The organism is Pseudoflavonifractor sp. An44, assembly GCF_002161675.1.
Taxonomy (GTDB): domain Bacteria; phylum Bacillota; class Clostridia; order Oscillospirales; family Oscillospiraceae; genus Enterenecus; species Enterenecus faecium.
Genome location: NZ_NFIH01000033.1, coordinates 1 through 25716 on the forward strand (window position 1 = coordinate 1; position 25716 = coordinate 25716).

The following is a 25716-nucleotide window of genomic DNA, read 5'->3' on the forward strand; positions in this document are numbered from 1 at the left end:
ATCTTGTATGATTGTGACCTTTGTCTCTATACTGACCTTTTGTTTCTGTGGCATAGCAATGCTCCCCCTATGTTTGACAGTGTTTTATTTCACTGTCTCTCATAGAGGGAGCATATCATTACGGAACATGGAGTCTCTTTTTGTCTCTGGAAGGTTACAGCGCATACTGGGAGATCACGGAACAGATACGGGCCACATCCGCTCCAGCCGTAAACTCAAACCGGACCCGGCCCAGGCTGCTGAACCACAGCTCCAGCTCACTGTCCAGGTCAAACACCCCGGAGGTCTCCACGGAAAAGGCCTGAATCCGCTTATAGGGCAGGGAGGTATAGTCGGTCCGCTTCCCCGTCAGCCCCTGCATATTGATGGTGATCACCCGCCGGTTGGTGAATACCACGCCATCCCGCACGGTACGGAAGGAGGCCACCATCTCCTCCCCCGGTGCAAACATAGGCGTGAGGCGCTGGGCGTAGGTGTCATTTTCCACTTCTTTCAGCTTGAGAAAGTCGGCGTTTTCAAAGTCAATCATGCTTTTGCCCCCTTTTATCTGAGTATGCACATAGTAACACAGCTTTGTCCCTTTGTCCATCACGCAAAAGCCCGTACCATAGTCAAACTCTAAAATCGCTGGTCATTCCTTGTTCTGTTTGCTTTGCCTGTTCAGAGACAAGATCCAAAGCAAAAACGTCACCCCCAACAAAACCCATGGTGTGGCTCCGCTGAGAAAATCCACCACTGGATAACCTTCCAAGGCATGGCCCAGTATCAGGACGAGGATTCCCACTAAAATGGAGATCCACGCCACGGTGAGGACCGTTTTTTCAGCCTTTCTCTGCTCCGCTTCCTTTTCCATGTTTTCCAACATCGCCTTGTCTCCTTTCAACAACTCGTCCAGGCTAATTTGATACACCTCACTGATCCGAAGAACGCTCAAAATGTCTGGCAGCGACTTCCCTGTCTCCCAGTTTGAAATGGTCTGTCTGGACACCATCAATTGTTCTGACACTTGTGACTGGGTGAGTTGATGTTCTTCTCGGGCCTTTCTCAGCTTGTCTCCAATCTGCATATCCATCCTCCTCTGATCTTTAGTTTAACAAATCGGCCGATGTTTTTTCCATCAAAAGGCTTTGACAAGAGGATAAAACTCTTGTCAAAATGCTTTTACCTAACAGCCGTTTAAAAAAACGATCGTCCTTGTATGCCTCAGCAAACAACGACGACCGATTTTCACCTTATGACTTTTCGTTTTTATGCAGTTTGTGCCACGCCCAGATATTCCTCCAAGCACAGTCCACTCTTGTACACCTTGGTAGCCAACTCCACCCCCAGGTAGCGGATGTGCCAGGGCTCGTACTGATACCCAGTGATGTCTTCCTTCCCCTCCGGGTAACGGATAATAAATCCATACTCATGGGCGTGGTTAGCCAGCCAGCGGCCCGCTGGGGTGTCCGCAAATTGCAGGTCTACCCAACCCACATCAAAGGCCAGTCCGGTCTGATGCTCCGAGTGGCCCGGCCAAGCGGAGTAGGTGTCCGCTTTCTCCACGCCGTCCACCGCCACATAGTCGTTGTACAGCTCCTCCTGGGTCTCAAAGGAACGGTATCCGCTCATCAAGTCCATGGAATAGCCAGCCCACCGAGCCGCCCGCTGAAGCTTGAGCAAGGCCTGATAGGCCGTGGCGTCCTCCCCGTTTCCATAATCCCGGGGCAGGGCATACTCTTTATTGACCAGCAGCACACCATCCACGTAGGTAGGCTCCACCGTCTCATAGTACTCGTAGCTCTTTCCACTGGGGGCCAGCGGTCCCTCCGGCTCCTCCACCGCAGCAATTCCCTTGCCCCCTACCTCGGGGGTACGGGTGGGTTCCGGGGTGGCCTCCACCTCCGTTTTCTGCTGTTCTGCGATGGGATGTTCCTGGGGCTGCTGGGCCATTCCTGCCGTGCACCCGCTGGTCAAGAGAAAGGCTCCCAACAAGGCACTGAGCAGAATTCCTTTGCGTATTGAATGTTTCACCGATTGTCCTCCTGTTGTGCATCCAGCCAATGATCGGGCTGTACCAAGGGCTGTTAAGTTATATCCCTTTCACCAAAACAGAGAGTCCTCCCTGTCCGGTACACGCTATCATACACCACAAAAGGCCGCATGTCAATAATTACCATATGTTTACAGGGCATATTTTCCCTCTCACTGCCCATCCTGAGCCATGAGTTCCGCCACCGCCTGAACGGCCAGTTGGATAACCCCCTGGGTGTCGTGGCACTCCTCGTGGGGCAGGCCCGCCTTGTCCCGCTCCTGGTTCCAGATGCACAGCATGACGGCCCCCGCCCGCACCCGCAGCACCGAAGCCACGGTGAACAGGGCTGCCGTCTCCATCTCGCTGGCCAGAGCGCCTCCCTGAATCCAGGCATCCCACTTGGAGAGCAACTCATAGCTCACTGGCATGCGCTGGGGGGAGTGCTGGCCATAGAAGCTGTCCTTGCACTGCACCACTCCCACATGGTGGCGCTGGCCTAAGCGGAGGGCCGCCTGTTTCAGGGCGGCCGTCACATCGAAGTCCGCCACAGCCGGGTACTCAATGGGCAGGTATTCCCGGCTGGTGCCGTCTTGGCGAATGGCAGCCTGGACAATCACCGCATCCCCAGCCCGCACCTGCTGCTGCATGCCGCCGCTGGTGCCCACGCGAATCATGGTCTTGATGCCCAGCTGGGCCAGCTCCTCCACCGCAATGGCGGTGGACGGTCCGCCGATGCCGTGGGACATCACCAGCAAAGGCCGGCCCTGCACATAGCCCAGGAAGCTGGTGTATTCCCGGTTCTGGCCCAGGCGTTTGGGCCGCTCCAGGTGCTGAGCGATGGCCTCAATGCGGCCGGGATCTCCTGCCAGGATGGCATATTCCGCCCCCTCAAGCATGGGCGCATCCAATTGAATGTGGTACTGCATGCCTTCACTCCTCTCCGGTAAACCCAGGGCGATCTCGCCACCCTATACCTTACATTAATTCTATTGTACACCTCCCCCACCGTTCGTCAACGGAAATTTCGAAGTTTGCTGAAACCATTTCCATAAACGGAGCATAGCATGGGATAGCCTACCGAAGTAAGGAGGATTTCCATGCGTCGACACTGTTCCTGTCACTGTCCGGTCTGCCGTGCCAGCCGCAACGGCTGTTCTCCCCTCTGCTCCCTCTATATGCCCCATCCCTGTGTCTGCCCACCCGGACCTCCTGGAGCCGCCGCCACGGTGACCATTGGCACGGTCACCACTGGGGCCCCGGGCACTCCGGCGGAGGTGACCAATTCCGGCACCGCCCAAAACGCCGTGCTCAACTTCACCATTCCCCAGGGACTGCCCGGTACCTCCCAGCCCGTCAGTCTGGTGTCCTCCTACTCCACCCCGTCCCAGCCCGGTTCCTCCGGCACCCCCATCACCTTTGACCGCAACGCTCTGAGCCTGGGCACCGACATCAGCCACACCTCGGGCAGCGACACCTTCACCATCAACCAGCCTGGGGTGTACTCGGTGGAGTTTCACGGCGTCATCACCCCCACCGCCAACAACACCTTTCCCGTAAACATCAATACCTCCTTGGAGGTCAACGGCTCGGTGCAGCCCGGAGGCTCCGTGCCCTTCACCTTTCAAAATGCCACCCAGTCCTCGGAGGTGTCCTTCACCGTCCCCATCTCTGTCACTGACGTGCCCACCACCCTCCAGGTAGCCCCCTTTGGCGGCAACTATCTGGCCGATGCCGTATCTATGACCGTCACCCGGCTGGGAAACAGCTGATTTTACAGTTCCCTCCAAGAAATATTTGTCTCTGTCCTGCAAATCTGCTATACTAAGAAGAAATCTGCTATTATTGATTGTCCATTCCGTTGGGTACCACCCTGTGTGTGCTTCCACCCTTCTGAGACATAGAGAAAGGATCGATACCCCCATGGCCACTAAGACACTGTACACGGTCATTGTCGCCGATGACGAGGACGAACTCCGGGAAGCCGTATGCTCCATGATTCCATGGCAGGAGTACGGATTCAATCTATTGGGCAGCGCCAGCAACGGACTGGATGCCCTCCAGCTGGTGGAGCAATATGAGCCGGATCTGCTGCTCACCGATATCCGCATGCCTTTTATCTCGGGCATTGAGCTGGCCCGCCATGTGCGAGAGGTGCGCCCTGCCACCAACATCGCCTTTCTCAGCGGCTACGATGATTTTGAATATGCCAAGCAGGCCATTCAGTACAACATCATCAGCTACATGCTCAAGCCCCTGACGCTGGAGGGCCTGGGGGCTGAGCTGCGCATCATCCGCCAGAAGATTGACGCTCAGTTCGCCATGTTCCGCCAGGCCTCCTCCCGCAATGTGGAGCACGATCTCCAAGCCGCCATGCTCATGCCCCTGGTGCTGGACGCCTATTCCGAGCCAGGCAACGAGGAGCAGGCTCTGGAATACGGCCGCCAGTGCGGCCTTCTTCGGGACAACCTGGACAAGCCCTGCTACACGGTGATGGTGTCCTCCCTGCTGGACGACGAGGGAAACAACTGCACCACCCCCGCCTTTGTGGCGTCGGTGGACACTCTGGCCGCCAAATACCTGCGGGGCCTGAGCTTTTTCTCCGCCGGCAAGGTCATCTCGGTCCTGCTGGGCAACCCCTCGGACTTTGAGGAGTATCTGCACATTCTAGCCGACGAGATTCCCCAGATGGCCTCCCGCATTTTGGGCCGACGCTGCCGCATTGGGGTCAGCCGCATGGTGCGCTCCCTCACTGCCCTGCACGGTGCCTACAAGGAGGCCATGGAGGCCCTGCGCCAAGGGGACCCGTCGGAGAGCTGCGTGCAGTTCATCAGCGACCTGGCCCCCTCCATCAAAGGCGGAAACAACCTGTGTCAGCGGGCCCTGGAGGCTCTGGACCAGCACTATATGGACGTCAACCTCTCCCTGGTGTCCCTGAGCGCCATGCTGGACGTCAGCCCCAACCACTTAAGCTCCTGCATCAAGAAATATGCCGGAGAGACCTTTATCAACATTCTCATCCGTAAGCGCATGGAAGCGGCCCGGGAACTGCTCATCAACTCCAATTTGAAAATCCAGGACATCTCCCAACGCTGCGGCTACACCGATCAGCACTACTTCAGCTACTGCTTTAAGAAGTATTGCGGCGAGTCCCCCAACGCCCTGCGCCGCAGGCTGGAGGCGGAAAAGGCGGGTGGCCAGGCTTGAGCAAAAACAACGTCCAGACCGGCCTGCGCATCACCACCATCCTGGTAGCCATGGTGGTGGGCGTGGTGGCCATCACCCTGTGCTGCTTTCTGGCTTTGTTTTTAAACCGCTACCAGGAGGCCATGGTGCAAAACGCCCGCACCACCAGTGTGCAGGCCGTGTCTCAGGTGTCCACCACCGTGTCCAACTACCTGTCCGATATGCGTCAGGCCATGGAACTGGTGGAGCAGTCCATGTCGGAGACCGACGAGAGCCGGGATGAGCTGCTGTCCGCCTTTCTGGAGTTCCGCCCCGACGTGGTGGCGGTGACCAGCTATTCCCACGACGGCCAGCTGCTCCAGTGCTGGTCCCCTGACCGGGAACCCAAGGACAACATCCTCCAAAACCTCTCCTTTGATCTGGAGAAAGCCCAGGCCTCCCAGGGGCCCTACATGTCCGCCCCCCACGTGGAGAGTATTTTCGAGGGATACTACCCCTGGGTGGTCACCATGACCTCCCGCCTGCCCCAGGACGGCTCTGCCGCCTGGGTCTCCCTAGATCTGAGCTTTTCCAGCATCTCCAGCTATATGAATAATGTAAGCATTGGGCAGCGGGGCTACTGCTTTTTGACGGACGGGGACGGCAACATGGTCTATCACCCCCAGCAGCAGCTGCTCTACTCCGGCCTGAAATCCGAGGACACGGCCAAGCTCTCTCAAATGGAGGACGGCGCTTGGGCCAATGACACCGTCATCTATTCCCTCACCAGTGTGGAGGGCAGCGATTGGCGGGTAGTGGGCGTCAGCTATGTGGACGAGCTGGTCAACCGCAACGTCAGCGAGATGGTGCACCTGTCCCTGCTCATCGCTGCCATGGTGCTTCTGGCCGCCCTGTTCACCAGCTGGCTGCTCTCCCGCCTGCTCTCCCGCCCCCTCCGGTCTCTGGAGTCTGCCATGGAGGACTTTGAGTCCGATGCCGACCACTTCGACTACTACCCCGTGGGCGGTACCCGGGAAGTACAGGAACTGTCCTGCTCCTTCGGTCATATGGTCATGCGCATTCAACAGCTGATGAACACCGTGCGGGAAGAGGAGGTCAATCTGCGGAAAACCGAGCTCAAGGCTCTGCAAGCCCAGATTAACCCCCATTTTCTCTACAACACCCTGGACTCCATCGCCTGGATGTGCGAACAGGGCCGCAACGCCGATGCAGTGAGAATGGTCCACGCCCTGGCCCGTCTGTTCCGCATCAGCATCAGCAAGGGCCACGAGCTCATCCCCATTTCCAAGGAAATTGAGCACGCAGAGAGCTACCTGCAAATCCAGAAATACCGGTATAAAAACCAATTTACTTACCACTTCCACGTGGACCCTGATTGTCTGCACTACCTGTGCAACAAAATTACCCTCCAGCCCATCATCGAAAACGCCATCAACCACGGATTGGATCTGCTGGTGGATGAAGGGCGCATTGACGTATACGTCCAGCAAGACGGGGACGACATTGTATTCCGGGTGGAGGACAACGGGGTGGGTATGAGCCAGGAGCAGATCGTGGCCATCTTGGAGCACGGCCCCAAGGAGCGCACCGGCATCGGGATCCGCAACGTCAACGACCGTCTGCAAATCTACTTTGGCAAGGAATACGGCCTCACCATTACCAGCAAGCTGGATGTGGGCACCTGTGTGGAGATTCGCATGCCGAAGCTTTGGGAGGGAAATTATGAAGGGAAATAAACGCGCCCTGGCCGCACTTACGGCGGCCTTGTCCCTGCTGCTGTGCAGCTGTACTTCGACCTCCAGCATCTCTGCCCCCCACACCGTCACCCTCATCGCCAAATCCACCCAGACGGAGTTTTGGCTGTCGGTCTTTGCCGGAGCTGAGGCGGCGGCCACCGAGTACAACCTGGACCTCAACATCGTAGGCCCTGACGCTGAGGAGGACTACGAGACCCAAAATCAGATGGTGGATAAAGCCGTTCAGGCAGGCACCGAGGCCCTGGTCTTCTCCGCCATCCACTATGACAACAACGCAGACGCCATTGATGCCGCCGCCCAAAAGGGAGTCAAGATCGTGGCCATTGACAGCAACGTGGACTCTCAGGCCGTGAGCACCTACATTGGTACGGACAACTATGCCGCCGGGCAGATGGCCGCTCAAGCCGCTCTCGCCCGAGTGGAAGGAGAACTGCACGTGGGCATTATTAACTATGATATCAGCTCTGCCAACGGCCAGGAACGTGAGCGGGGCGCCGTGGAGACGTTCACCCGCAGCGGTCGGGCCCAGGTAGTCAGTGTCATAAACACCCTGGCAGAGTCCCACATTGCCCAGACCGATACCACCGCCCTTCTCACCCAACACCCGGAGATCAACGTCCTGCTGGCCTTCAACGAGCCCACCAGCGTGGGCGCCGCCAAGGCCATCGAGAATCGGGATGCCGCCGATGACATCTTTTTGGTGGGTTTTGACTCCAACGTCCGTACCGTGGACGGCCTGCAAAACGGCACGGTCGATGCCCTCATCGTGCAAAATCCCTACGCCATGGGATACCTGGGCGTGGAGAGCGCATACAAGCTTCTCACAGGACAGAGTAAACAAGTGGCCCCCACCGTGGACACCTCCACGCAGATTGTCGATCGGAATAATTTATTCTCCATCGATAGCCAAAAGGCGCTTTTCGCCTTTGAACAGCGCAAAGAATCGTCATAGTGCACAATTTAAGCGTTTGTTTTTTTCGCATGTTGTTCAGTTGGAATAATTTTTTACCCTTCTTTCGGTGATTTTTCACCTTGTTTTCGCCAGGCAATTTCGGTAACATAGAGGACAAGAGATGGAGCTCGCGTATGCTCCGTCAATCACCTGAATATGAAAAGGAGAATCGATATGAAGAAGAAAGTGCTTGCTTTGTCTCTGGCCGCTGCTATGGCCTTCAGTCTGGCTGCCTGTGGTGGCGGCGGTGAGGGTGGCGACAGCTCTACTGTTGCCAACAATCAGAAGCCCCTGGTGTGGTTCAACCGTCAGCCCTCCAACTCCGAAACCGGTGCACTGGATATGGACGCTCTGAACTTCAACGAGGACACCTACTACGTGGGCTTCGACGCCAACCAGGGCGCCGAGCTCCAGGGCCAGATGATTCTGGATTACATCAAGGCTCACATCGATGAGATCGACAAGAACGGCGATGGCATCATCGGCTACGTGCTGGCCATCGGCGACAAGGGCCACAACGACTCCATCGCCCGTACCCGTGGCGTCCGCTCCGCTCTGGGCACCGCTGTGAAGGACGATTCCGGCAACGTCATCTCCGAGGCCGTTGGTACCAACGTGGAAGGCAAGGCCACCCAGGTTCAGGACGGCAAGCTGGAAGTCAACGGCAAGACCTACATCATCCGTGAGCTGGCCTCCCAGGAGATGAAGAACGCCGCTGGCGCCACTTGGGACGCTCCCACCGCTGGTAACACCATCGGCACTTGGGTCTCCTCCTTCGGCGACAAGATCGACGTCGTGGCCTCCAACAACGACGGCATGGGCATGGCCATGTTCAACGCTTGGTCCAACGAGGCTGGCGTTCCCACCTTCGGCTATGACGCCAACTCCGACGCCGTTGCTGCTATCGCTGAAGGTTACGGCGGCACCATCAGCCAGCACGCCGACGTGCAGGCCTACCTGACCCTCCGCGTGATCCGCAACGCTCTGGATGGTGTGGACGTTCAGACCGGTATCAGCACCGCTGACGAGGCCGGCAACGTGCTGTCCGATCAGGAGTATGTGTACAATGCTGAGGAGCGCTCCTTCTACGCCCTGAACGTGGCAGTCACCGAGGAGAACTATGAGGAGTTCCTGGACTCCACCGTGACTTGGAAGCCTGTTTCCAACCAGCTGGACAAGGAGACCAGCCCCGTGAAGAAGGTTTGGCTGAACACCTACAACTCCGCTGATAACTTCCTGGGCTCTACCTACAAGCCCCTGCTGAAGAAGTACGACGACCTGCTGAACCTGGAGGTCGAGTATGTGGACGGTGACGGCCAGTCTGAGGCCAGTATCACCAACCGTCTGGGCAACCCCAGCGCCTACGACGCCTTCGCCATCAACGTCATCAAGACCGACAACGCCACCTCTTACACCGGCTTGCTCCAGTAATTTGGCGTTGGATGCGGGTCTCGATCCGTATCTGAATACGTTGTAAACCTTTATTGGGGAGAAGGAATTCTCCGGTTTAGGAGGCTCCTCCTGTCCGGCGGGTACCTTCTCCCCAACACTCTCACCAGTAATCACCGACAGCGTCCGCAACGTACATTGCGAACCTGTCAATCTGAAACAGGAGTAACGAGAATGGCAGAAGCAAAGAACGATATTGTCCTGTCGATTCGCGGTATGTGCAAGTCCTTCGGCCGTAACCGGGTGCTGGATCACATCAATCTGGACCTGAAACGCGGCTCCGTCATGGGCCTGATGGGCGAGAACGGCGCTGGTAAATCCACCATGATGAAGTGCCTGTTCGGTACATACCAAAAAGACGAGGGCAGAATTTACTTTGACGGCAAGGAGATCAACTTCTCCGGCCCCAAGGACGCCCTGGAAAACGGAATTGCCATGGTGCACCAGGAGCTGAACCAGTGCCTGGAGCGCAACGTCATGGACAACCTGTTCCTGGGCCGATACCCCACCAAGGCTGGCGTCGTGGACGAGGGTGTCATGAAGAAAAAGGCCTCCGAGCTGTTCCGCAAGCTGGGCATGACCGTGAATCTGAACCAGCCCATGCGCAACATGTCGGTGTCTCAGCGGCAGATGTGCGAGATCGCCAAGGCCATCTCCTACAACGCCAAGGTCATCGTGCTGGACGAGCCCACCTCCTCCCTCACCGTCAAAGAGGTGGACAAGCTCTTTGAGATGATGCGGATGCTCCGGGATCAGGGCATCTCCCTGATTTACATCTCCCACAAGATGGACGAGATTTTTGAAATCTGTGATGAGATTTCGGTGCTGCGAGACGGCAACCTGGTCATGACCAAGCCCTCCAAGGAGACCAACATGGGCGAACTCATCAGCGCCATGGTGGGCCGTTCCCTGGAAAGCCGCTTCCCCCCCGTGGACAACACTCCCGGCGACACCATTTTGTCGGTGCAGCACCTGTCCACCAAGTTTGCCCCCCACCTCACCGACATTACCTTCGATGTGAAGGAGGGCGAGATCTTCGGCCTGTACGGTCTGGTGGGCGCTGGCCGTACCGAGTTGATGGAGACCATCTTCGGCATGCGTACCCGCGCCTCTGGCCGCGTGTACTTCCGCAACAAAATGATGAACTTCAACAACCCCAAAGAGGCCATCGACCACGGCTTCGCCCTCATCACTGAGGAGCGTAAGGCCAACGGTCTGTTCCTCAAGTCGGATTTGACCTTCAACACCACCATCGCCAACTTGAATCAGTACAAGAGCGGTTTGGCTCTGTCCGATCCCAAGATGGTGAAGGCCACCAACAAGGAGATCCGCATCATGCACACCAAGTGTATGGGCCCTGAGGATATGATTTCCAGCCTGTCCGGTGGTAACCAGCAGAAGGTCATCTTCGGCCGCTGGCTGGAGCGTGAGCCCCAGATCTTCATGATGGACGAGCCCACCCGCGGCATTGACGTGGGCGCCAAGTACGAGATCTATGAACTGATCATCAACATGGCCAAGCAGGGCAAGACCGTCATCGTGGTCTCCTCCGAGATGCCGGAGATTTTGGGTATCACCAACCGCATCGGCGTAATGTCCAACGGTCGCCTGTCCGGCATCGTCAACACCAAGGAGACCGACCAGGAAGAGCTCTTGAGATTGAGCGCAAAATACCTTTAATGGGAGAAGTTGTATATGGCACCTGTGAAAACAAATATTTTGACGGCTGAGCAGGAGGACAAGCTCCGCCAGTCCATCGACGAGTATGTCGGTAGCATTCAAGCAAAAATCGACGCCCTCCGGGCAGACGGCACTGACAAGGTGCTGGAAATTCAGAGCAACCTGGACAGCCTGAAGCGGGACCGCATTTACACCCAGCAGGAAAAGGAATCCATCGCTGAGGGTTGGCGCAAGGAGCTGGAGAAGGCCAAGGCTGTGGAGGCCAAGAACAAGGCTGAGGTGTCCAAGTTGATCGCCGACGCTGAGACCTACCTGAAGGCCCACTTCAACCAGGACTACTTCCAGTACGTGGCCGCCAGCTGCAAGGAGGAGAAGTCCTTCGCCCAGGAGAAGTATCGTGCCACCGTGGCTGAGCTGAACCAGGAGCACCAGAAGGCCCTGTCCAAGCTCAGCGACGCCCACGAGATCAAGGACGAGAAGTACGTCCACAAAAACCGCCTCTTTGACGCCAAGATGCAGCTGTCCAAGGACCTCCAGGAGGTCAAGGATCGCCGCCATGCCGCCTATGAGCACAAGTTCCACCTCATCGACCTGCTGCGCATGTCCAAGTTCACCGTGGGCGAGACTCTGGCCCAGAAGGTGGAGAACTACCGCTACACCTTCAACACCCGGAACTTCCTGCTGAAGAACGGTCTGTATCTGGCCATCCTGGTCATCTTCATCGCTCTGTGTTTCATCACCCCCGCCGTCAAGGGTATGCAGCTGCTCACCATGAACAACGTGTTGAACATCCTCCAGCAGGCCTCTCCCCGTATGTTCCTGGCTCTGGGCGTGGCTGGCCTGATCATGCTGGCCGGTACCGACCTGTCCATCGGCCGTATGGTTGGTATGGGCATGACTGCTTCCACCATCATCATGCACAAGGGCATCAATACCGGCTCTGTGTTTGGTCATACCTTTGACCTTACTGGCATCCCCGTCGTGGGTCGTGTGATTCTGGCTCTGGTGGTCTGCATCGTGCTGTGCACCATCTTCACCACCATCGCTGGCTTCTTTACCGCCAAGTTCAAGATGCACCCCTTCATCGCCACTATGGCCAACATGTTGGTTATCTTCGGTCTGGTGACCTACGGCACCAAGGGCGTGTCCTTCGGCGCCATTGAGTCCAACATCCCCAACATGATCATCCCCAAGATCGGCAAGTTCCCCACCATCATCCTGTGGGCTGTGGCCGCTGTGGTCATCGTGTGGTTCATCTGGAACAAGACCACCTTTGGCAAGAACCTGTACGCTGTGGGCGGCAACCCTGAGGCCGCTTCCGTGTCCGGTATCTCCGTGTTCGCTGTCACCCTGGGTGCCTTCGTCCTGGCTGGTATCCTCTATGGCTTCGGCTCCTGGCTGGAGTGCATCCGTATGTTCGGCTCCGGTTCCGCCTCCTACGGCCAAGGCTGGGAGATGGACGCCATCGCCGCCTGCGTGGTGGGCGGTGTGTCCTTCACCGGTGGTATCGGTAAGATTTCCGGCGTTGTGGTGGGCGTGTTCATCTTCACCGCTCTGACCTACGCCCTGACCGTTCTGGGCATCGACGCCAACCTGCAGTTCGTGTTCTCCGGCATCATCATCCTGGTGGCCGTCACTCTGGACTGCTTGAAGTACGTGCAGAAGAAGTAATTCTTCCCTCTTACTACATCAAAAAGTCCCCATCGCACAGATGTGCGATGGGGATTTTTTGATGCCCAATTATGTCGCTGTAGCCTTGCTGCATCGCTGCTGATACAAGGCTGCAATCATATCCACACAGGGCTCAATGCCCAGTCTTCCGCTGTCCAGGCACAGGTCATAGTTATCTGCCTGCCCCCACTGAGTGCCTGTGTACAGCTCATAGAATTCCTTACGCTTCTGATCTTTGTCGTGGAGGCGCTGTACAGGAGATTCTTCCCGTTGCCCATACACTGTAACAATGCGCTCGGCTCGCTTCTCGTCAATGGTAAGCACCGTCTCCTTGCGGATGCGGTAGAGCACCACAAAGAAATACACCATGGAAATGGCATTGGACAGCATGGTGGCCACGGCAGCGCCTGCCACGTCCATATGGAAGACCCAGGCTGGCCCAAAAGGCAAAGGCCGAGGCTTTCTTGGCGGTGGACTCATCGTTCTGCCCCAGGCTTCTGGCGATCACGCTATTGGCACCGATGCCAAAGAGGTTGGCCACGGCCGTCAACAGGGTGTAGATGGGAAAGGTAATGGACAGAGCGGCGATCTGGTTGGGATCGCCAATCTACCCGATGAAAAAGGTATCCGCCAAGCTGTACAGAATCACAATCATTTGGCTGACCACGGTGGGAATGGCCAGCTTGGCCACCGCCTTCCCCACCGGCATGGTGGTAAATAGTTCGTTATTCTTCGTCATGGTTTCTCTCTCCTGCTCTGTTCTTCTCTCCTGCATCCACCTCAGCGTGGAGTCCGTCCAGGAAACACTGAATGGCAATGTCCCGGCTCTCCCCCACATCGGTGGTATCGTAGTAATAAAAATATCCCAAGTCCTCCTGGGCAATGAACCCGTGGAGGATGGCACGGAACACCCGCTGCCAGTGGGCCACCCGCTCCTGGGGCAGACCATAGCCGGAGAGCACCTCCACCGCCGTTTTCAGAAGCGGCAGAGCCAGTTCCTTGGCCTGGTCATCCTCCTGGGAGGGGATGGACATCATCAGCCGATACAGCCCCTTATTCTCCACCGCAAAGGCGTGGTAGGCCTGGGCAAACGCCCGCACCGCCTGGTCCCTCTCCTTCCCTGCCACCGCTGCCTCCTGATGGGCCACAAATTTGTCAATGGCATAGCGGAACACCTCTCGCTGGAGCTGTCGGGTGTTTTGTATGTGGTTGTACAGCGACGGGGTCTTTACCCCCAGCCTGCGGGCCAACTCATGGAGGGACACGGTGGGTTGTCCCGTGTGTTCCATGCAGGCCACCGCCTCGGACACAATGACCTCTCTGGTCAATCCCTTTGCGCTCATACTCATTCCTCCAAAACTAATGTTGTTAGCTATTATGAAACTAATAGCATTCGTTGTCAATCAAAACCACGCCGTTACAAATAATTACTCCGTTTTCACCAGTATTGTCTCTTCTTGCCCAGGTATTTCACAAGAAAAATTTACAGTATTTTCTCTTCTCCCCTTGCCTTTGGACCAGAGAAGCCCTATAATACCCTTTGGGGAGCTTGTACACAGGCTGAGAGGATGGTGTGACCATCGACCCGTGAACCTGATGCGGGTAATGCCGACGTAGGAAGCTTGTGAAAGATTCGTTGGGAGACAGCCTGCCAGGTCGTCTCCCATTTTTCTTTGGAAGGAAGTAGAACACATGAATCGCTTCACACAACCGCTGGGTCAGGTGCACGCCGTCGCTCCCCTGGTCCAGTGCATCACCAACTTTGTCACCGTCAACGACTGCGCCAACATCATTCTGGCCTCTGGCGCGTCCCCCTCCATGGCTCAGGACATCCGGGAGGTGGAGGAGGCCGTATGCGGAGCCCACGCCCTGGTGTGCAACATGGGGGCCATGGACTTTGTGGACTCCATGATTTTGGCCGGGCGTAAGGCCAACGAGCTGGGAAAGCCCGTGGTGCTGGACCCGGTGGCTGCCGGAGGTACTCAGCTGCGCCGGGATGAGTCCAAGCGCCTGTTGGACCAGGTGCAGTTTGCCGCCATCCGAGGCAACGCCTCGGAGATTCGCTTTCTGGCCGGCCAGCACGCCATGGGCAGCGGTGTGGATGTGAGCGCCATGGACGCCATTACCGAGGAGAATTTGGGGGAGGCCGTGGAGATGGCCGCTACCCTGGCCGCACAGCTCCACACCGTGATTGCCATCTCCGGAGTGCTGGACATTGTCTCTGATGGGAAGGAGACGGTGGTGCTGCGCAACGGCTGCGCCACCATGGCCCGTATCACAGGCAGCGGCTGCATGCTCACCTCCCTCATCGGGGCCTTCTGCGGCGCTCTGCCCCAGGACACCTTTGCCGCCACCGTGTCCGCCATGGCCGCCATGGGCGTGGCCGGTGAACTGGCGGAGGAACAGCGGCTGAAAAAGGGCACGGGCAACGCCACCTTCCGCACCGATCTCATCGACGGGATTTTTAACTTGACCGAGGAACAACTACAGGAGAAGATGCGCTATGAAGTTTACCAAAGATAAAATTCGCAGCTCCATGCTGCTCTACGCCGTCACCGACCGCATGTGGCTCAAGCCTGACCAGACTCTGGTGGACGTGTGCCAGGAGGTGTTGGAGGGCGGCGCCACCTTCTTGCAGATTCGAGAGAAGGACCTGGATGCCTCTGCCTTTGAGCAGGAGGCCCAGGACCTCAAAGCGCTGTGTGCCCAATACCGCGTCCCCTTTGTGGTCAATGACAGCGTGGAAATCGCCCTGGACATTGACGCCGACGGGGTCCACGTGGGCCAGTCCGATATCCAGGGTCGGGACATTCGGGCCATGATTGGCCCGGACAAAATCCTGGGTATCTCCGCCGGAACCGTCCAGGAGGCGGTAGCCGCCCAGCAGGCCGGGGCGGACTACATCGGTGTGGGTGCTGTGTTCAACACCAGCACCAAGCAGGATGCCACCAGCCTGTCCATGGAGCAGCTCAAAGAGATTTGCGCCTCCGTGTCCATCCCTGTGGTGGGCATTGGCGGCATCAACGCCTCCAACCTGCTGGAGCTCTCCGGCAGCGGTGTGGACGGTGTGGCGGTGGTGTCTGCCATCTTTGCCGCTCCCAATCCCGGAGCCGCCACCGCTCAGCTGCTGGAGCTGTCCCGAAAGATGGTGGCCCATGGATAAGAAGTTTGCTATTTTTGACCTGGACGGTACTCTGGTGGACTCCATGTCCTACTGGAGCCAGCTGGCGGAGGAGTACCTCCACAGCCGTGGGGTAGAACAAGTCCCCAACCACATCTTAGAGGCCATCAAGCCCATGACCATGGAGGAGTCCGCCGATCTGTTCCGGCGGACCTTTGGGCTGGACATCACCTCCAGCCACATGGTGGCGGAAATGGAGCATATGATGGACCAGCACTACCGCAATGACATTCCTCTGAAAGAGGGTGTTGCCGCCTATTTGGAAGGGCTGCACCAGGCGGGCACCACCATGTGTGTGGCCTCCGCCACCGCTGAACCTCTGGTGGAGCTGTGCCTGTCCCGGCTAGGGGTACGGCACTACTTCCAGTTCCTCCTGTCCTGTGAGACGGTGGGGGTGGGCAAGACCCAACCGGACATCTACCTCCAGGCCGCCCAACGCATGGGCTGCACCCCGGCCGAGACCGCCGTCTATGAGGACGCCGTCTATGCCGCCGCCACCGCCAAGAACGCCGGGTTCTATATCGTAGGCGTGTATGACCAGGATGCCAGCGCGCACTGGGAAGAGCTGCAAAGCCTGTCTGACGAGACCATTCCCAGTTTTGAGGAGGCGTAACATGAAAACCGCACTTTCCATAGCCGGCAGCGACTCCAGTGGAGGGGCCGGCATCCAGGCGGATATCAAAACCATGATGGCCAACGGCGTGTATGCCATGACCGCCATCACCGCCCTGACCGCGCAAAACACCACCGGAGTGTCCGCCATTTTGGAGGTCTCTCCAGCATTTTTGCGCCAGCAAATCGACTCTGTCTTTCAGGACATTCCCCCGGATGCGGTAAAAATCGGCATGGTCCCCTCCCCTGCTCTGGTGGAAGTCATCACCCAGCGGCTGGAGCACTACCACGCCCAGCGAGTGGTGGTGGACCCAGTGATGGTGGCCACCAGTGGCAGCACCTTGTCCCGAGACAGCGCTGTGGGGGCCATGAAAGAGCTTCTCTTCCCTCTGGCCACCGTCATCACCCCCAACATTCCGGAGAGCGAGGCTCTCACCGGACGGACCATCACCACCCAGTCGGACATGGAGCAAGCCGCCCGGGAGATGGCGGACACCTTTGGCTGCGCCGTGTTGTGCAAGGGTGGACACCACGTCCACGACGCCAGCGACCTGCTGTGTGTAGACGGCACGTGCACCTGGTTCCACGGGTCCAGAATCCACAACCCCAACACCCACGGCACCGGCTGCACCCTGTCCAGCGCAATTGCCTCCAATCTGGCCAAAGGCTTCTCTCTGGAGGAGTCCATCCAGCGGGCCAAGGCCTACATCTCTGGGGCTCTGTCCGCCATGTTGGACCTGGGCCATGGCTCCGGTCCCCTTCACCACGGCTACGACTTAAAAAGCGATATGATCTAAAAAACGGGAGGCCCCCACAGGCCTCCCGTCAAATATTTCTAGCTATTTAGGAGCCTCTCTCCCACCAAAGCCATCTGCTCCGCTGTGGGCTCCCAGCTCATGTCCAGAGCCACCAGGGTATTCCCCCGGCACAGCAGGAACGTGTTGCGCTGGGTGCCGTCCTTGGCCACCAGGCGGTAGGCCTCCTCTGCCCCCCAGGGTGTGGCATCCACGGATACCATCTCCCCATCCCAATAGGCTTTTATCAGCATCTGCCGCTTCATCTGCCCCACACAGAAGGGGTACAGGGCAGGCACAGACACCGTGTACCGCTCATAGGTCATCTGCGGAGTCTCATCTTCCCGCCCCCATGGCAGTTGCTCCACCTTCAGACGCTGGAGCAGCAGAGACTGGTCTGAGCTGGTGGCATTGGAGAAAAACACCTCTTGCTCGCCCACCAAGTCGGTCATATACAGGGGGGTCTCCACATAAAAAGACAAGTCTTCGGGGCTCTCCGACCCTGCGGCCAGGTATATCCCAAATCTCACCGCTCCGCCCATCACCACAAAGGCAAATACGACGCAGGCCAGCAGGGTCAACCCACGATTGGCCCCGGCGGAAACCCCCACCTCTTTCAGCAGGCGCTTCACCCCCAGCGTCAGAGCGATCAGCACCCCGTAGCCAATGGCCACAACCAGGACGATCCAGGCCATGACTGGATTTCCAGCCAAGACCAAATTCACGCCCCACCAAGCCAGGGCTGCCACCAACAGCACCATCATGGCAATCTGGAACTTTTTCGTGGAGGGTGTGTCCAAAAACAGCCCCTGTTGGGCCGCCCGCTTGGCCCGGTGCCGCCAAGTGTAGTATGCGACCAGTTCCACCGCAGCAATCAAAAACAGCATCAGGCCGCACATTCCCATCAGAAGGGCCCCGGGACTTGCCATCATACGCAGGGTATCGCTGATTAGCGAAGAGGCATATAACACGCTGCCAATCAGCCCCAGCACCAGCAAAAACCAGAGCACGCGGAGATAGTTGGCCTTGCAGGCCTGGTGGATGATACGTACCTCCAACTCCGGTTCCGTGTGGATGGGGGTAGGGTTTTCCCGGTCACTGTAAAACACCTGCATCTGGAACCAGGTACAGGCCAGCTCCCAGCCCGTCTCCCCACAGTAGTCAATGAGGGTCTGCTGCTCCCCGGAGGGGAATGGGTCAAAGTCCGAGGCCTTGGGGAAATAGGTCACCGCCACTTGCAGCTCCTGGGGCTCAATTCTCCGGTAGGTCCAGAAGTAATTGTTTATCTTCTCCACCTTCCAGCCCTTCCGGGCCATCCGGGTGAGGTGCCGCTCAATGCCGGTATGGTCGTAAAAGGACAATAGCTCCATTCTCCGCTCGGTCTGTCTCATGGTTCTTCCTCCTCTCTGCGCACACGGTCATAGTCGTCCAACTGGCTGCGGAGGCGTTGGCACTCCCGCTCCAGCATCTCCTTCCCCTTGTCGGTGATGAGATAGCTGCGCCGCCGCCCCTCCACACGGGTCTGACGAATCATCCCCTCTTCCACAAACAGCTCCAGGAGGTCGTAGAGGGTGCCAGAACCGATGCGCACTCGCCCCCCTGTCATCTCCTGCACCCGCTCCAAGATCTCCACGCCACGGCGCTCCTGGTGCAGACAGAGCAGGAGATAAAACATCTGCTCGGTGAGCGTCTTGAATTTCTCTCTGGCCATCGTCCCACCTCCTGTTTCTCGAATATCGAGTTCTTTCAACTTCATTATAACTCGAATATCGAGAAAGTCAATGGCTTATTTCATTCCGCAAAAAAGAAGCACCGCCCGATTGCAACCATCGGACGGCGCTTGTTTCTCTTTATGCAATCACATCCACGGCGTTCTCCTTTACCTCGTCAATGGCTTTCACCAGGGCCATCCGAGTTTTGGCATCAAACAGCTTCAGGAAGCTGATGGGCTTGTCAAAGGGCGGTCGGGTCAGCTCTGAGACGTGCTCCATGTAGCCGTTGAGCTCCACATGGCGGATGACCTTGTGGACAAAGGCAATCTGCTTCTGATTCAAGGACTGGTCATTGATGAAGGTGGAAAAGGCGTCCATGGCGGCCTGGTGGTCCAGCTTGGCAATCTTCCGCACCAGCAGTCCAAAGGGGGTGTCCCCAAATTCCCGCTGGTAGTCCTCCCGGCTGCCCAGCTCGCAGGTGAGCACATGCTCCAGCTCCTGATAGTCGCCGGAGGACAGGGGAATGTTGTGGGTCAGCTTGTAAATGGCCATGGTGTCCCCGTGCTCGTTGATGTAGCGGTTGACCTTGGCCCGGTAGTCCTGGAAATCGTAGGCCGCCTCCAGCTCCATCCCCTCCTGACACTCAGTCACAGGGTCGGTGAGGCGGGTGACCACAGGCCCTTTGCCCTTGCTGTCCTGGTCCAAGAACTGCATCAGGCCCCGCAGCTCCTGCCGCACCCGCTCCAGCAGGAGCAGGTCTCCTGCCTCCCAAAAGGTGTCTGTCTGCACCTCTTTCAAAAGGGGCAGCTTGTCCTTCACTTGGGGAATGGTGGCCTTGCGCTCCAGCAAGGCGGCGGTGTCCCGAAGCTGCCGCTGGGCATGGCGCAGTGAGGGCAACTGTTCCAACTGGGCCAGCATCAGCCCATACATGAAGTTGTCAAACCGCTTGGCCAGCTCGTCCGTATCCGGGTTGTACACCAGCGGCGCAATCTCCCGCTCCAGCTCTCCCTTTGCCTCATCGCTCAGGCAGGAGAACACGTCCCGATTGCGGTACTTGTCCACATACTGGCAGTGCAGCTTCACCGAGATCAACTCATCTTTTAAGGCCACCACTTGCCCGTGGCAGGTGGTAACCAGGGTTTCCCGCCACGCCTGGAAGTCCTCCCCGGTAAAGTCGGAGCCCTGCAAGGCCATGATCAGCCGAATTTGCTTGCCGAAGATGTTTTCCGAGAGGGACTTGGTCTCCCGGGCCTCATAGCCCTCTTTGTGCTGGCGGAAATACTCAAAATTCCCGCAGTAGTCGAAAATCAAAAACCGCCGCTTGTCGGTGTACTCCCCGTCGATCTGGTCGGTGCAGGTCAGGCCCTTACAAAGCCGGGTGCCCCGTCCAATCATCTGCCAGAACTTGGCCTTGGAGCGCACCTTCTTAAAGAACACCAGATTCACGCACTGGGGCACGTCAATGCCCGTGTCCATCATGTCCACCGACACCGCAATGTGGGGGGCCTTGTCGGGGATTTTAAAGTCGTCAATGACGGTCTGGGCATAGGAGTCGTCACACACCACCCGCTGGGCAAAGGTGCCGTGGTACTGGGGGTAGAGCTGATTGAACCGCTGGACAATAAACTCCGCATGGCGTTTGTTCTGGGCAAAGATGATGGTTTTGCCCAGGCGGTCCCCGCCCGCCACATGGATGCCCCGCTCCATGAGGTCCTGGAGCACCGTGTCCACGGTGATCTCGTTGAATACGAACTCATTCAGTGCCGCCGAGGGGATGAAGTCGGGCACGTCCCCGTCCTCGTCAAAGTCCTCCTCGTACCGTTCCTGGTCCTCCTGGGACAGATCGTCGTAAACGATACCCTCCTCCAAAAACTTGGTCTTTACCTCGTAATTGTAGTAGGGCACCAGCACATGGTCCTGATAGACGGCGGTCTCGTAGTCATAGGCGTAGGTGGGCACCCGGTGCTCCATCTCAAAGAAGTCGTAGGTGTTCCGGTCCACGTCGGTCTTGGGGGTGGCGGTGAGGCCCACCAGAATGGCGTCAAAGTACTGGAAAATGGCCCGGTATTTCTTGAAAATGCTGCGGTGGCTCTCGTCAATGATGATGAGGTCAAAGTGGGCGGGGGTAAACAGCCGCCGCCCGTCCCGGGTCCGGGCCTCGTCAATGGCGTTGAGCATGGCGGGATAGGTGGAAAAGACGATGCGGGCCTGTCGGTCGTCCTTGTTGGAGCACAGATTACACAGGGACATGTGGGGCAGGTAGTTTTTGAAATCGTCCTTGGCCTGCTTGACCAGGGCGGTGCGGTCGGCCAGAAACAGAATGTTGGTCACATAGTTGCCTCGGCTCAAGACATCGGTGAGGCTGGAGGCGGTGCGGGTCTTGCCCGTTCCGGTGGCCATCACCAGCAGGTGCTTGCGGAATCCCTGTTCCAGCTGCTGGCACACCGCCCGAATGGCCTCTTTCTGGTAGTAGCGGTCGGTGATCTTGTCGTCAATGGCCACTGTCTCCAGCTTGAGCCGCTGGGTGCGGCGGTTCATGAGCTTTTGCAGGTCCTCCCGGCTGAATATCCCGCTCACCGGACGCTGGGGCCCGGTGGCATCGTCCCAGAAATAGGTCTCAAAGCCGTTGGTGGTGAACATCATGGGGCGGCGTCCAAACTTCCGTTCCAGATAGTCGGCATATTTCACCGCCTGGGTGCGTCCATCGTTGGGGTCTCGGCTGGTGCGCTTGGCCTCGATGACCGCCAGAGGCAGGCCGTCCTTTCCAAAGAGCACATAGTCCACAAAGCCGGGCTGTCCCACCACACCCGCCATGTTTTCCACGGGGTACTCCTCTTGTACGTCCGCCTCGGGGCCGTCAAACTGCCAGCCCATCTCCTTCAAGTCCACGTCAATGAACTTCTTCCGGGTCTCGAACTCGGTGAGGTCGTCGGGGGTAAAAGTGCGCTGCTGCTTGTGCTGCTCCTTCTGGGCGGTGTACTGGGCGGAGAGCTGGGCCACCTGCTGCCGCAGGGCCTGAATCTCCGCCTCTTTCTCGTCCAACAGGCTCTCTTGCTGGCGCAGCTTGGCCTCGTCCATCGCCTGCTTCTCCGCCGGAATCAGGGCGGGGTCAAAGGTGCGCTCTTCATAGTCCGCCCCATAGCAGTAGTCCAGCCACTGGATGAACTCAAAGAGGGCCTGTAAGGAGGCCAGAGCGTCACTCTTGGACACGCTGCGCTGGGTATGTACCGCCAGATTGCCCAGCTTGACGATGTAGGGCAGTTTGCCCCAGGTCTGGTAATCCACCGCAAAGCGGAAGGACGGCTCGTGTAAGAGGGATTGCAGATTGTCCCGATAGGGCATCTGCATGGAGGTGTCGGCGGCATAGACCCACTTCACCGCCAGCTCCAAGGCCTTGCGGCAGCCCACGGCGCACAGGGCGGGAGATGTGGCATAGATGTTCTCCGCTTCTAGGCAGGCGGGGGCAAAGAGGGCGTAGGCGTTTCGCTGGGCTAGAAATGTGAAGTTGGACATGGTTCTTCACCTCGTCTTTCTTGTATCGCTTGGTGGATGGCTTGGCAAACTAAGGGAAATTGCGTGTTAATTTCCCGGTTGGAAAATCGGAGCACTTGCAAACCATAGCGTTCTAGTGTTCGGCTTCGCCGCTGGTCATAGTCTGTACCGGATTCGGTGTAGTGTTGAGAACCGTCTATTTCAATCACCAGTTTTGCACTAGCACAGTAGAAATCTACAATGTAGGATTCTATAATCCGTTGCTTGTAGATTTTCACCGGGTATTTTTGCAAAAAGAGATACCACAGCTTTCGCTCTTGGGGTGTCATATCCCGGCGCAGCTCCTTGGCACGGGGTAACATGTTGGAATTTTTACGCACCGTCATATGTACACCTCTTTTCTGTTGTTTCTCCAGGCCACTTGCCTCTCCCTTTGGGAGAGGTGGCACGGCGTTAGCCGTGACGGAGAGGGTTTGCCCTGGCAGCATTCGCCCTCTCAGCCAGCTTACGCTGACAGCTCCCCCAGAGGGGGAGCCAAGGGGTGAGGCCCCGATGGTCTATGTTTCTTCTGCACCCTCTCCTTTGTCTCACCCATGCCACTTACCGCTCTCTCTGGAAGTAGCATCACAGCGTGAGCCGCACGCTCCCCACTTGCCTCTCCCTCTGGGAGAGGTGGCACGGCACAAGCCGTGTCGGAGAGGGCAACTGCGGTACACCAATCGCTGTGTCATCATATTTCAGCAAGCATTTTATCTATCTCTTCAAATGGAAGAGGCCTTTCCTTTGCTACATCTTTTAAAGAAGCAAAAATATTTGTTCTATCAATATGTATGCGATTTTCCAATTGCTCTAACTGCTTCTGCTCCTCATTTGAATACGCCAGGAATTCTCTTCTCTTTTCTCTATTAAATGTTTGAATTCGTCTTTGTATTAATGTATCTTTTGGCCCATCAAAACAATGAATTATTACATGTAAGTCTGGGTTCTTCAGCATCAGATCTATGATTCTATTCCACCATAATGCATCAGTACGTCCCAATGACATGCCATAAATATAGATTAATTGGCTCTGTGCTAGCAAAGTTGCCGTCTTAGTATCTACATTCTGTTCATTCATCTCATTTGTCTTTTGTTTGATAATTTGGTATTTATACTCCTCCCCAACTTCCGAGAAAATCTCAGGTGCTGCAATCTGCGTTTCATCATTAACACCCAGAACCATATCACTGGATGTAGTGCCGTGTACATGGATACACTGTCCTATGCCACTCGAATAAGATGTGCCGCGGTATTTTCTTAGTGCAAAGAGTCCTGGCGTATTGTTTACAGCTTCCAAATACTGATCTAATGTCGTTGTGTAATTAAAGTTTATGAAATTATAAACAAATCCTCCGTCATGAGCTGCCACAACCTGTTGTATCTCCTGTTGCTGTACCTCTCTGAACCCTTGTATGAAATTAGGAAAGGATATTGCTGCTGCAAATTTTTTCACGGACGTTTCGTCCGTCTCATCAAGCTGAAGCCAACTCTCTTCTTCCTGCAAATATCTTGCAAGCTTTTCGCAAAAATCTTCATGACAATTACAAAAGACTATCGCTCCATTTGTATAATATTTAGCAGTATATTTTCCAAACGCTTCCTCCGCAGAAGCCCAGCTATCTGATTCTTCCAGAATATTTTGTTTAAATCTTTCAATAACATAGTTTTCAGATTCACTCCTCACATATTCTTTCAAGAAGTGTTCATATTTTGTACTTAACCCCAAATTCAAATCAAATCCATTTCCGATTAAGAAAGTAATATTCATTCTTCTATCGTTCTCCTTCGCATTCAAAACCATATCATTCCCTCTCAGTCAGCTCACGCTGACAGCTCCCCCAAAGGGGGAGCCAAGGGGAAAGGCCTTGATAGTCTCTCCTTCTCTTTCGTCCCGTCTCTTATTCCCTTCAAAGCGCTTGTATCTCTATAAATAGCTTTACACATTACCATTGCTTAACATTGATTTTCTAAATACTCTAATATTCTCAGGCGTAAATTTTATGACAAAATAATTTTGGGGAACAAAGAACTCTTTTCCTATGTTAAGTACTAAATTCGTTTTTTCACTGTTTTGCACCAATATTCGGAATTCACTTTGTGAAAGAAATTTTCGGTCTTTATGGTAATATGCCTCCATTGCATATTCGTCTGAAAATGGACTGAACGACGATTCAAAATTATGGTCATCATACTCAATTTTCCCCATAACGCCATTCAATCCCGACTTTGTAATTGCTGTCTTAACACAATTTAAAAAACCAAACACATTTTTAATGATTAACACACTGTATTCACACAAATCTTCTTCACCCAATAATCCATACAGAAATGGGACGCCTATAATAAACTCTTTTTTGCCACTATTAGGATTACGGATAATGCAATCCTCCCATGGTTCATTAACAAGTTTAAGTGAATATATGCACTCTGTTCCATTGACCACAATGGTGTACTTCTGATTATCAAACAAATATGGACGTTCACCATTCAATACTACCCCGAGTTTATAACCTCTTGACATCAAACCTTCATGGGGGTCTACTTTGTCGTAACCATAAAGGGATGTATCTCTAAAAGAGCTTGCCAATGTAAGAAACAAATTCCCTTTTTTGACTAGTTCGTCAATGTACTCAGATTTTGTAATTTTCATCAAATACATAATTCAACTAAAATACTCCTGCATCAGTGCCTTTTTTAGCGTTTCTAGTTTCAAAAGGCTGACATTAATGCCAGATTTCATATTCTCTACCTGTTCAACAAAAGCAGCAAACTTGTTTTGAACATCAAGGGAAGGCATATACACTACCAGACTTTGCACGTCTTTTTGATTTATGCTAGCTTGATTTACAGATTTCTTTGCCCTTGTAAGTATTTGGTTATATACAAACTGCGAACATAATAATTGCACTACATATCGAACATTGAATTTGCTTTCATCAACATGTAAACGCATCATATTGGACTCGTACACAGTACTCTCCGCCATACCTCGTATCAATCCACATTTTCCCAAATATTCTATGCTATTGACACGATTTATCACTATATCATTTTCTCTTAAGGCGCATTGTCAAGTCAAGTGCAACACCTGGTGATAAAAGACTTCCGCAGGAGTTTTCCATCCCAGGCATTTGCGAGGTCGAGTATTGAGCTTGTGTGTGAACTCCTCCAGAAGCTCTG

Annotated in this window: 25 protein-coding genes, 1 pseudogene and 1 riboswitch; of the genes and pseudogenes, 11 read left to right on the forward strand and 15 right to left on the reverse strand. The window is 55.7% G+C overall.

Features of this window, described 5'->3' with window-relative positions; genetic code table 11:
- Window positions 1-154: 154 nt before the first annotated feature.
- The 4 genes from B5F98_RS11580 to udp all read right to left on the reverse strand — a co-directional run bounded on the left by B5F98_RS11580 (window position 155) and on the right by udp (window position 2940).
- Window positions 155-529, reverse strand: coding sequence for a PH domain-containing protein (locus tag B5F98_RS11580; protein ID WP_087372849.1), 375 nt, complete (start codon window positions 527-529; stop codon window positions 155-157).
- Between the two features lie 102 nt (window positions 530-631).
- On the reverse strand, window positions 632-1066 hold the full coding sequence (locus tag B5F98_RS11585) for a helix-turn-helix transcriptional regulator (RefSeq protein ID WP_242961670.1): 435 nt from the start codon (window positions 1064-1066) through the stop codon (window positions 632-634).
- A 182-nt stretch (window positions 1067-1248) separates the two neighbouring features.
- Complete coding sequence (locus B5F98_RS11590; protein ID WP_242961671.1) at window positions 1249-2013, reverse strand: M15 family metallopeptidase; 765 nt, start codon at window positions 2011-2013, stop codon at window positions 1249-1251.
- Window positions 2014-2184: 171 nt separating this feature from the next.
- Window positions 2185-2940, reverse strand: coding sequence for a uridine phosphorylase (gene udp / locus B5F98_RS11595; RefSeq protein ID WP_087372858.1), 756 nt, complete (start codon window positions 2938-2940; stop codon window positions 2185-2187).
- Window positions 2941-3111: 171 nt separating this feature from the next.
- Between udp and B5F98_RS13490 the strand changes: the two genes are divergently transcribed.
- The 7 genes from B5F98_RS13490 to B5F98_RS11630 all read left to right on the forward strand — a co-directional run bounded on the left by B5F98_RS13490 (window position 3112) and on the right by B5F98_RS11630 (window position 12706).
- On the forward strand, window positions 3112-3783 hold the full coding sequence (locus B5F98_RS13490; protein WP_143482799.1) for a spore surface glycoprotein BclB: 672 nt from the start codon (window positions 3112-3114) through the stop codon (window positions 3781-3783).
- Window positions 3784-3934: 151 nt separating this feature from the next.
- A complete protein-coding gene (locus B5F98_RS11605; RefSeq protein ID WP_087228811.1) occupies window positions 3935-5218 on the forward strand; it encodes a response regulator in 1284 nt (427 codons plus the stop codon).
- Complete coding sequence (locus tag B5F98_RS11610; RefSeq protein WP_343219405.1) at window positions 5215-6933, forward strand: sensor histidine kinase; 1719 nt, start codon at window positions 5215-5217, stop codon at window positions 6931-6933. The genes B5F98_RS11605 and B5F98_RS11610 overlap by 4 nt, the downstream gene beginning before the upstream one ends.
- Entirely contained in the window at window positions 6920-7906 is a 987-nt protein-coding gene (locus B5F98_RS11615; protein ID WP_087372867.1) for a substrate-binding domain-containing protein, read from the forward strand. Before B5F98_RS11610 ends, B5F98_RS11615 begins: the two co-directional genes overlap by 14 nt.
- A 174-nt stretch (window positions 7907-8080) precedes the next feature.
- On the forward strand, window positions 8081-9337 hold the full coding sequence (locus tag B5F98_RS11620; RefSeq protein ID WP_087372872.1) for a substrate-binding domain-containing protein: 1257 nt from the start codon (window positions 8081-8083) through the stop codon (window positions 9335-9337).
- 192 nt (window positions 9338-9529) lie between these two features.
- A complete protein-coding gene (locus B5F98_RS11625) occupies window positions 9530-11035 on the forward strand; it encodes a sugar ABC transporter ATP-binding protein (RefSeq protein ID WP_087372876.1) in 1506 nt (501 codons plus the stop codon).
- Window positions 11036-11050: 15 nt separating this feature from the next.
- Window positions 11051-12706 (forward strand): galactoside ABC transporter permease, encoded by a 1656-nt coding sequence (locus B5F98_RS11630; protein ID WP_087372880.1) that lies wholly within the window; start codon window positions 11051-11053, stop codon window positions 12704-12706.
- Between the two features lie 69 nt (window positions 12707-12775).
- On the opposite strand, the gene B5F98_RS11635 is transcribed toward B5F98_RS11630, so the two are convergent.
- The 3 genes from B5F98_RS11635 to B5F98_RS11645 all read right to left on the reverse strand — a co-directional run bounded on the left by B5F98_RS11635 (window position 12776) and on the right by B5F98_RS11645 (window position 14049).
- Window positions 12776-13156: a cytidylate kinase family protein gene (locus B5F98_RS11635; RefSeq protein ID WP_242961672.1), complete on the reverse strand. Its 381-nt coding sequence runs from the start codon at window positions 13154-13156 to the stop codon at window positions 12776-12778.
- Between the two features lie 157 nt (window positions 13157-13313).
- Entirely contained in the window at window positions 13314-13445 is a 132-nt protein-coding gene (locus tag B5F98_RS13495) for a hypothetical protein (protein WP_275532469.1), read from the reverse strand.
- On the reverse strand, window positions 13432-14049 hold the full coding sequence (locus tag B5F98_RS11645) for a TetR/AcrR family transcriptional regulator (RefSeq protein WP_158099852.1): 618 nt from the start codon (window positions 14047-14049) through the stop codon (window positions 13432-13434). The genes B5F98_RS13495 and B5F98_RS11645 overlap by 14 nt, the downstream gene beginning before the upstream one ends.
- Window positions 14050-14237: 188 nt before the next feature.
- Window positions 14238-14343: riboswitch (TPP riboswitch) on the forward strand.
- A gap of 55 nt (window positions 14344-14398) precedes the next feature.
- Here B5F98_RS11645 and thiM point away from each other — a divergent pair.
- From thiM to thiD, 4 genes are read left to right on the forward strand one after another with little or no spacing between them, the layout of a single operon-like run.
- Entirely contained in the window at window positions 14399-15229 is an 831-nt protein-coding gene (thiM, locus tag B5F98_RS11650; RefSeq protein WP_087372890.1) for a hydroxyethylthiazole kinase, read from the forward strand.
- The gene (gene thiE / locus B5F98_RS11655; RefSeq protein WP_087372893.1) at window positions 15210-15869 is read left to right on the forward strand and encodes a thiamine phosphate synthase; all 660 of its coding nucleotides are present in this window, start codon (window positions 15210-15212) and stop codon (window positions 15867-15869) included. Before thiM ends, thiE begins: the two co-directional genes overlap by 20 nt.
- A complete protein-coding gene (locus tag B5F98_RS11660) occupies window positions 15862-16500 on the forward strand; it encodes an HAD family phosphatase (RefSeq protein ID WP_087372896.1) in 639 nt (212 codons plus the stop codon). Before thiE ends, B5F98_RS11660 begins: the two co-directional genes overlap by 8 nt.
- Window position 16501: 1 nt before the next feature.
- Window positions 16502-17296: a bifunctional hydroxymethylpyrimidine kinase/phosphomethylpyrimidine kinase gene (gene thiD / locus B5F98_RS11665; RefSeq protein WP_087372900.1), complete on the forward strand. Its 795-nt coding sequence runs from the start codon at window positions 16502-16504 to the stop codon at window positions 17294-17296.
- 38 nt (window positions 17297-17334) lie between these two features.
- Here thiD and B5F98_RS11670 read toward each other — a convergent pair whose 3' ends face one another.
- From B5F98_RS11670 to B5F98_RS13070, 8 genes and pseudogenes are all read right to left on the reverse strand, one after another.
- Window positions 17335-18684 (reverse strand): DUF2812 domain-containing protein, encoded by a 1350-nt coding sequence (locus B5F98_RS11670; RefSeq protein WP_087372903.1) that lies wholly within the window; start codon window positions 18682-18684, stop codon window positions 17335-17337.
- Window positions 18681-19004 carry a helix-turn-helix transcriptional regulator gene (locus B5F98_RS11675; RefSeq protein ID WP_087372906.1) on the reverse strand — a complete coding sequence of 108 codons (324 nt, stop codon included), beginning with the start codon at window positions 19002-19004 and terminating at the stop codon, window positions 18681-18683. The genes B5F98_RS11670 and B5F98_RS11675 overlap by 4 nt, the downstream gene beginning before the upstream one ends.
- 139 nt (window positions 19005-19143) lie before the next feature.
- Window positions 19144-22518 carry a DEAD/DEAH box helicase family protein gene (locus tag B5F98_RS11680; RefSeq protein ID WP_087372910.1) on the reverse strand — a complete coding sequence of 1125 codons (3375 nt, stop codon included), beginning with the start codon at window positions 22516-22518 and terminating at the stop codon, window positions 19144-19146.
- The gene (locus B5F98_RS11685; RefSeq protein WP_087372914.1) at window positions 22497-22883 is read right to left on the reverse strand and encodes an endonuclease domain-containing protein; all 387 of its coding nucleotides are present in this window, start codon (window positions 22881-22883) and stop codon (window positions 22497-22499) included. Before B5F98_RS11685 ends, B5F98_RS11680 begins: the two co-directional genes overlap by 22 nt.
- A 344-nt stretch (window positions 22884-23227) precedes the next feature.
- Window positions 23228-24337: an AbiH family protein gene (locus B5F98_RS11690; RefSeq protein WP_087372917.1), complete on the reverse strand. Its 1110-nt coding sequence runs from the start codon at window positions 24335-24337 to the stop codon at window positions 23228-23230.
- A 135-nt stretch (window positions 24338-24472) separates the two neighbouring features.
- Window positions 24473-25195, reverse strand: a complete 723-nt coding sequence (locus B5F98_RS11695; protein WP_087372920.1) for a hypothetical protein — start codon at window positions 25193-25195, stop codon at window positions 24473-24475.
- 3 nt (window positions 25196-25198) lie between these two features.
- Window positions 25199-25579, reverse strand: coding sequence for a restriction endonuclease subunit S (locus tag B5F98_RS11700; protein WP_242961673.1), 381 nt, complete (start codon window positions 25577-25579; stop codon window positions 25199-25201).
- A 27-nt stretch (window positions 25580-25606) separates the two neighbouring features.
- Window positions 25607-25716 (reverse strand): annotated as a pseudogene (locus B5F98_RS13070) (IS30 family transposase); the annotation flags it as partial.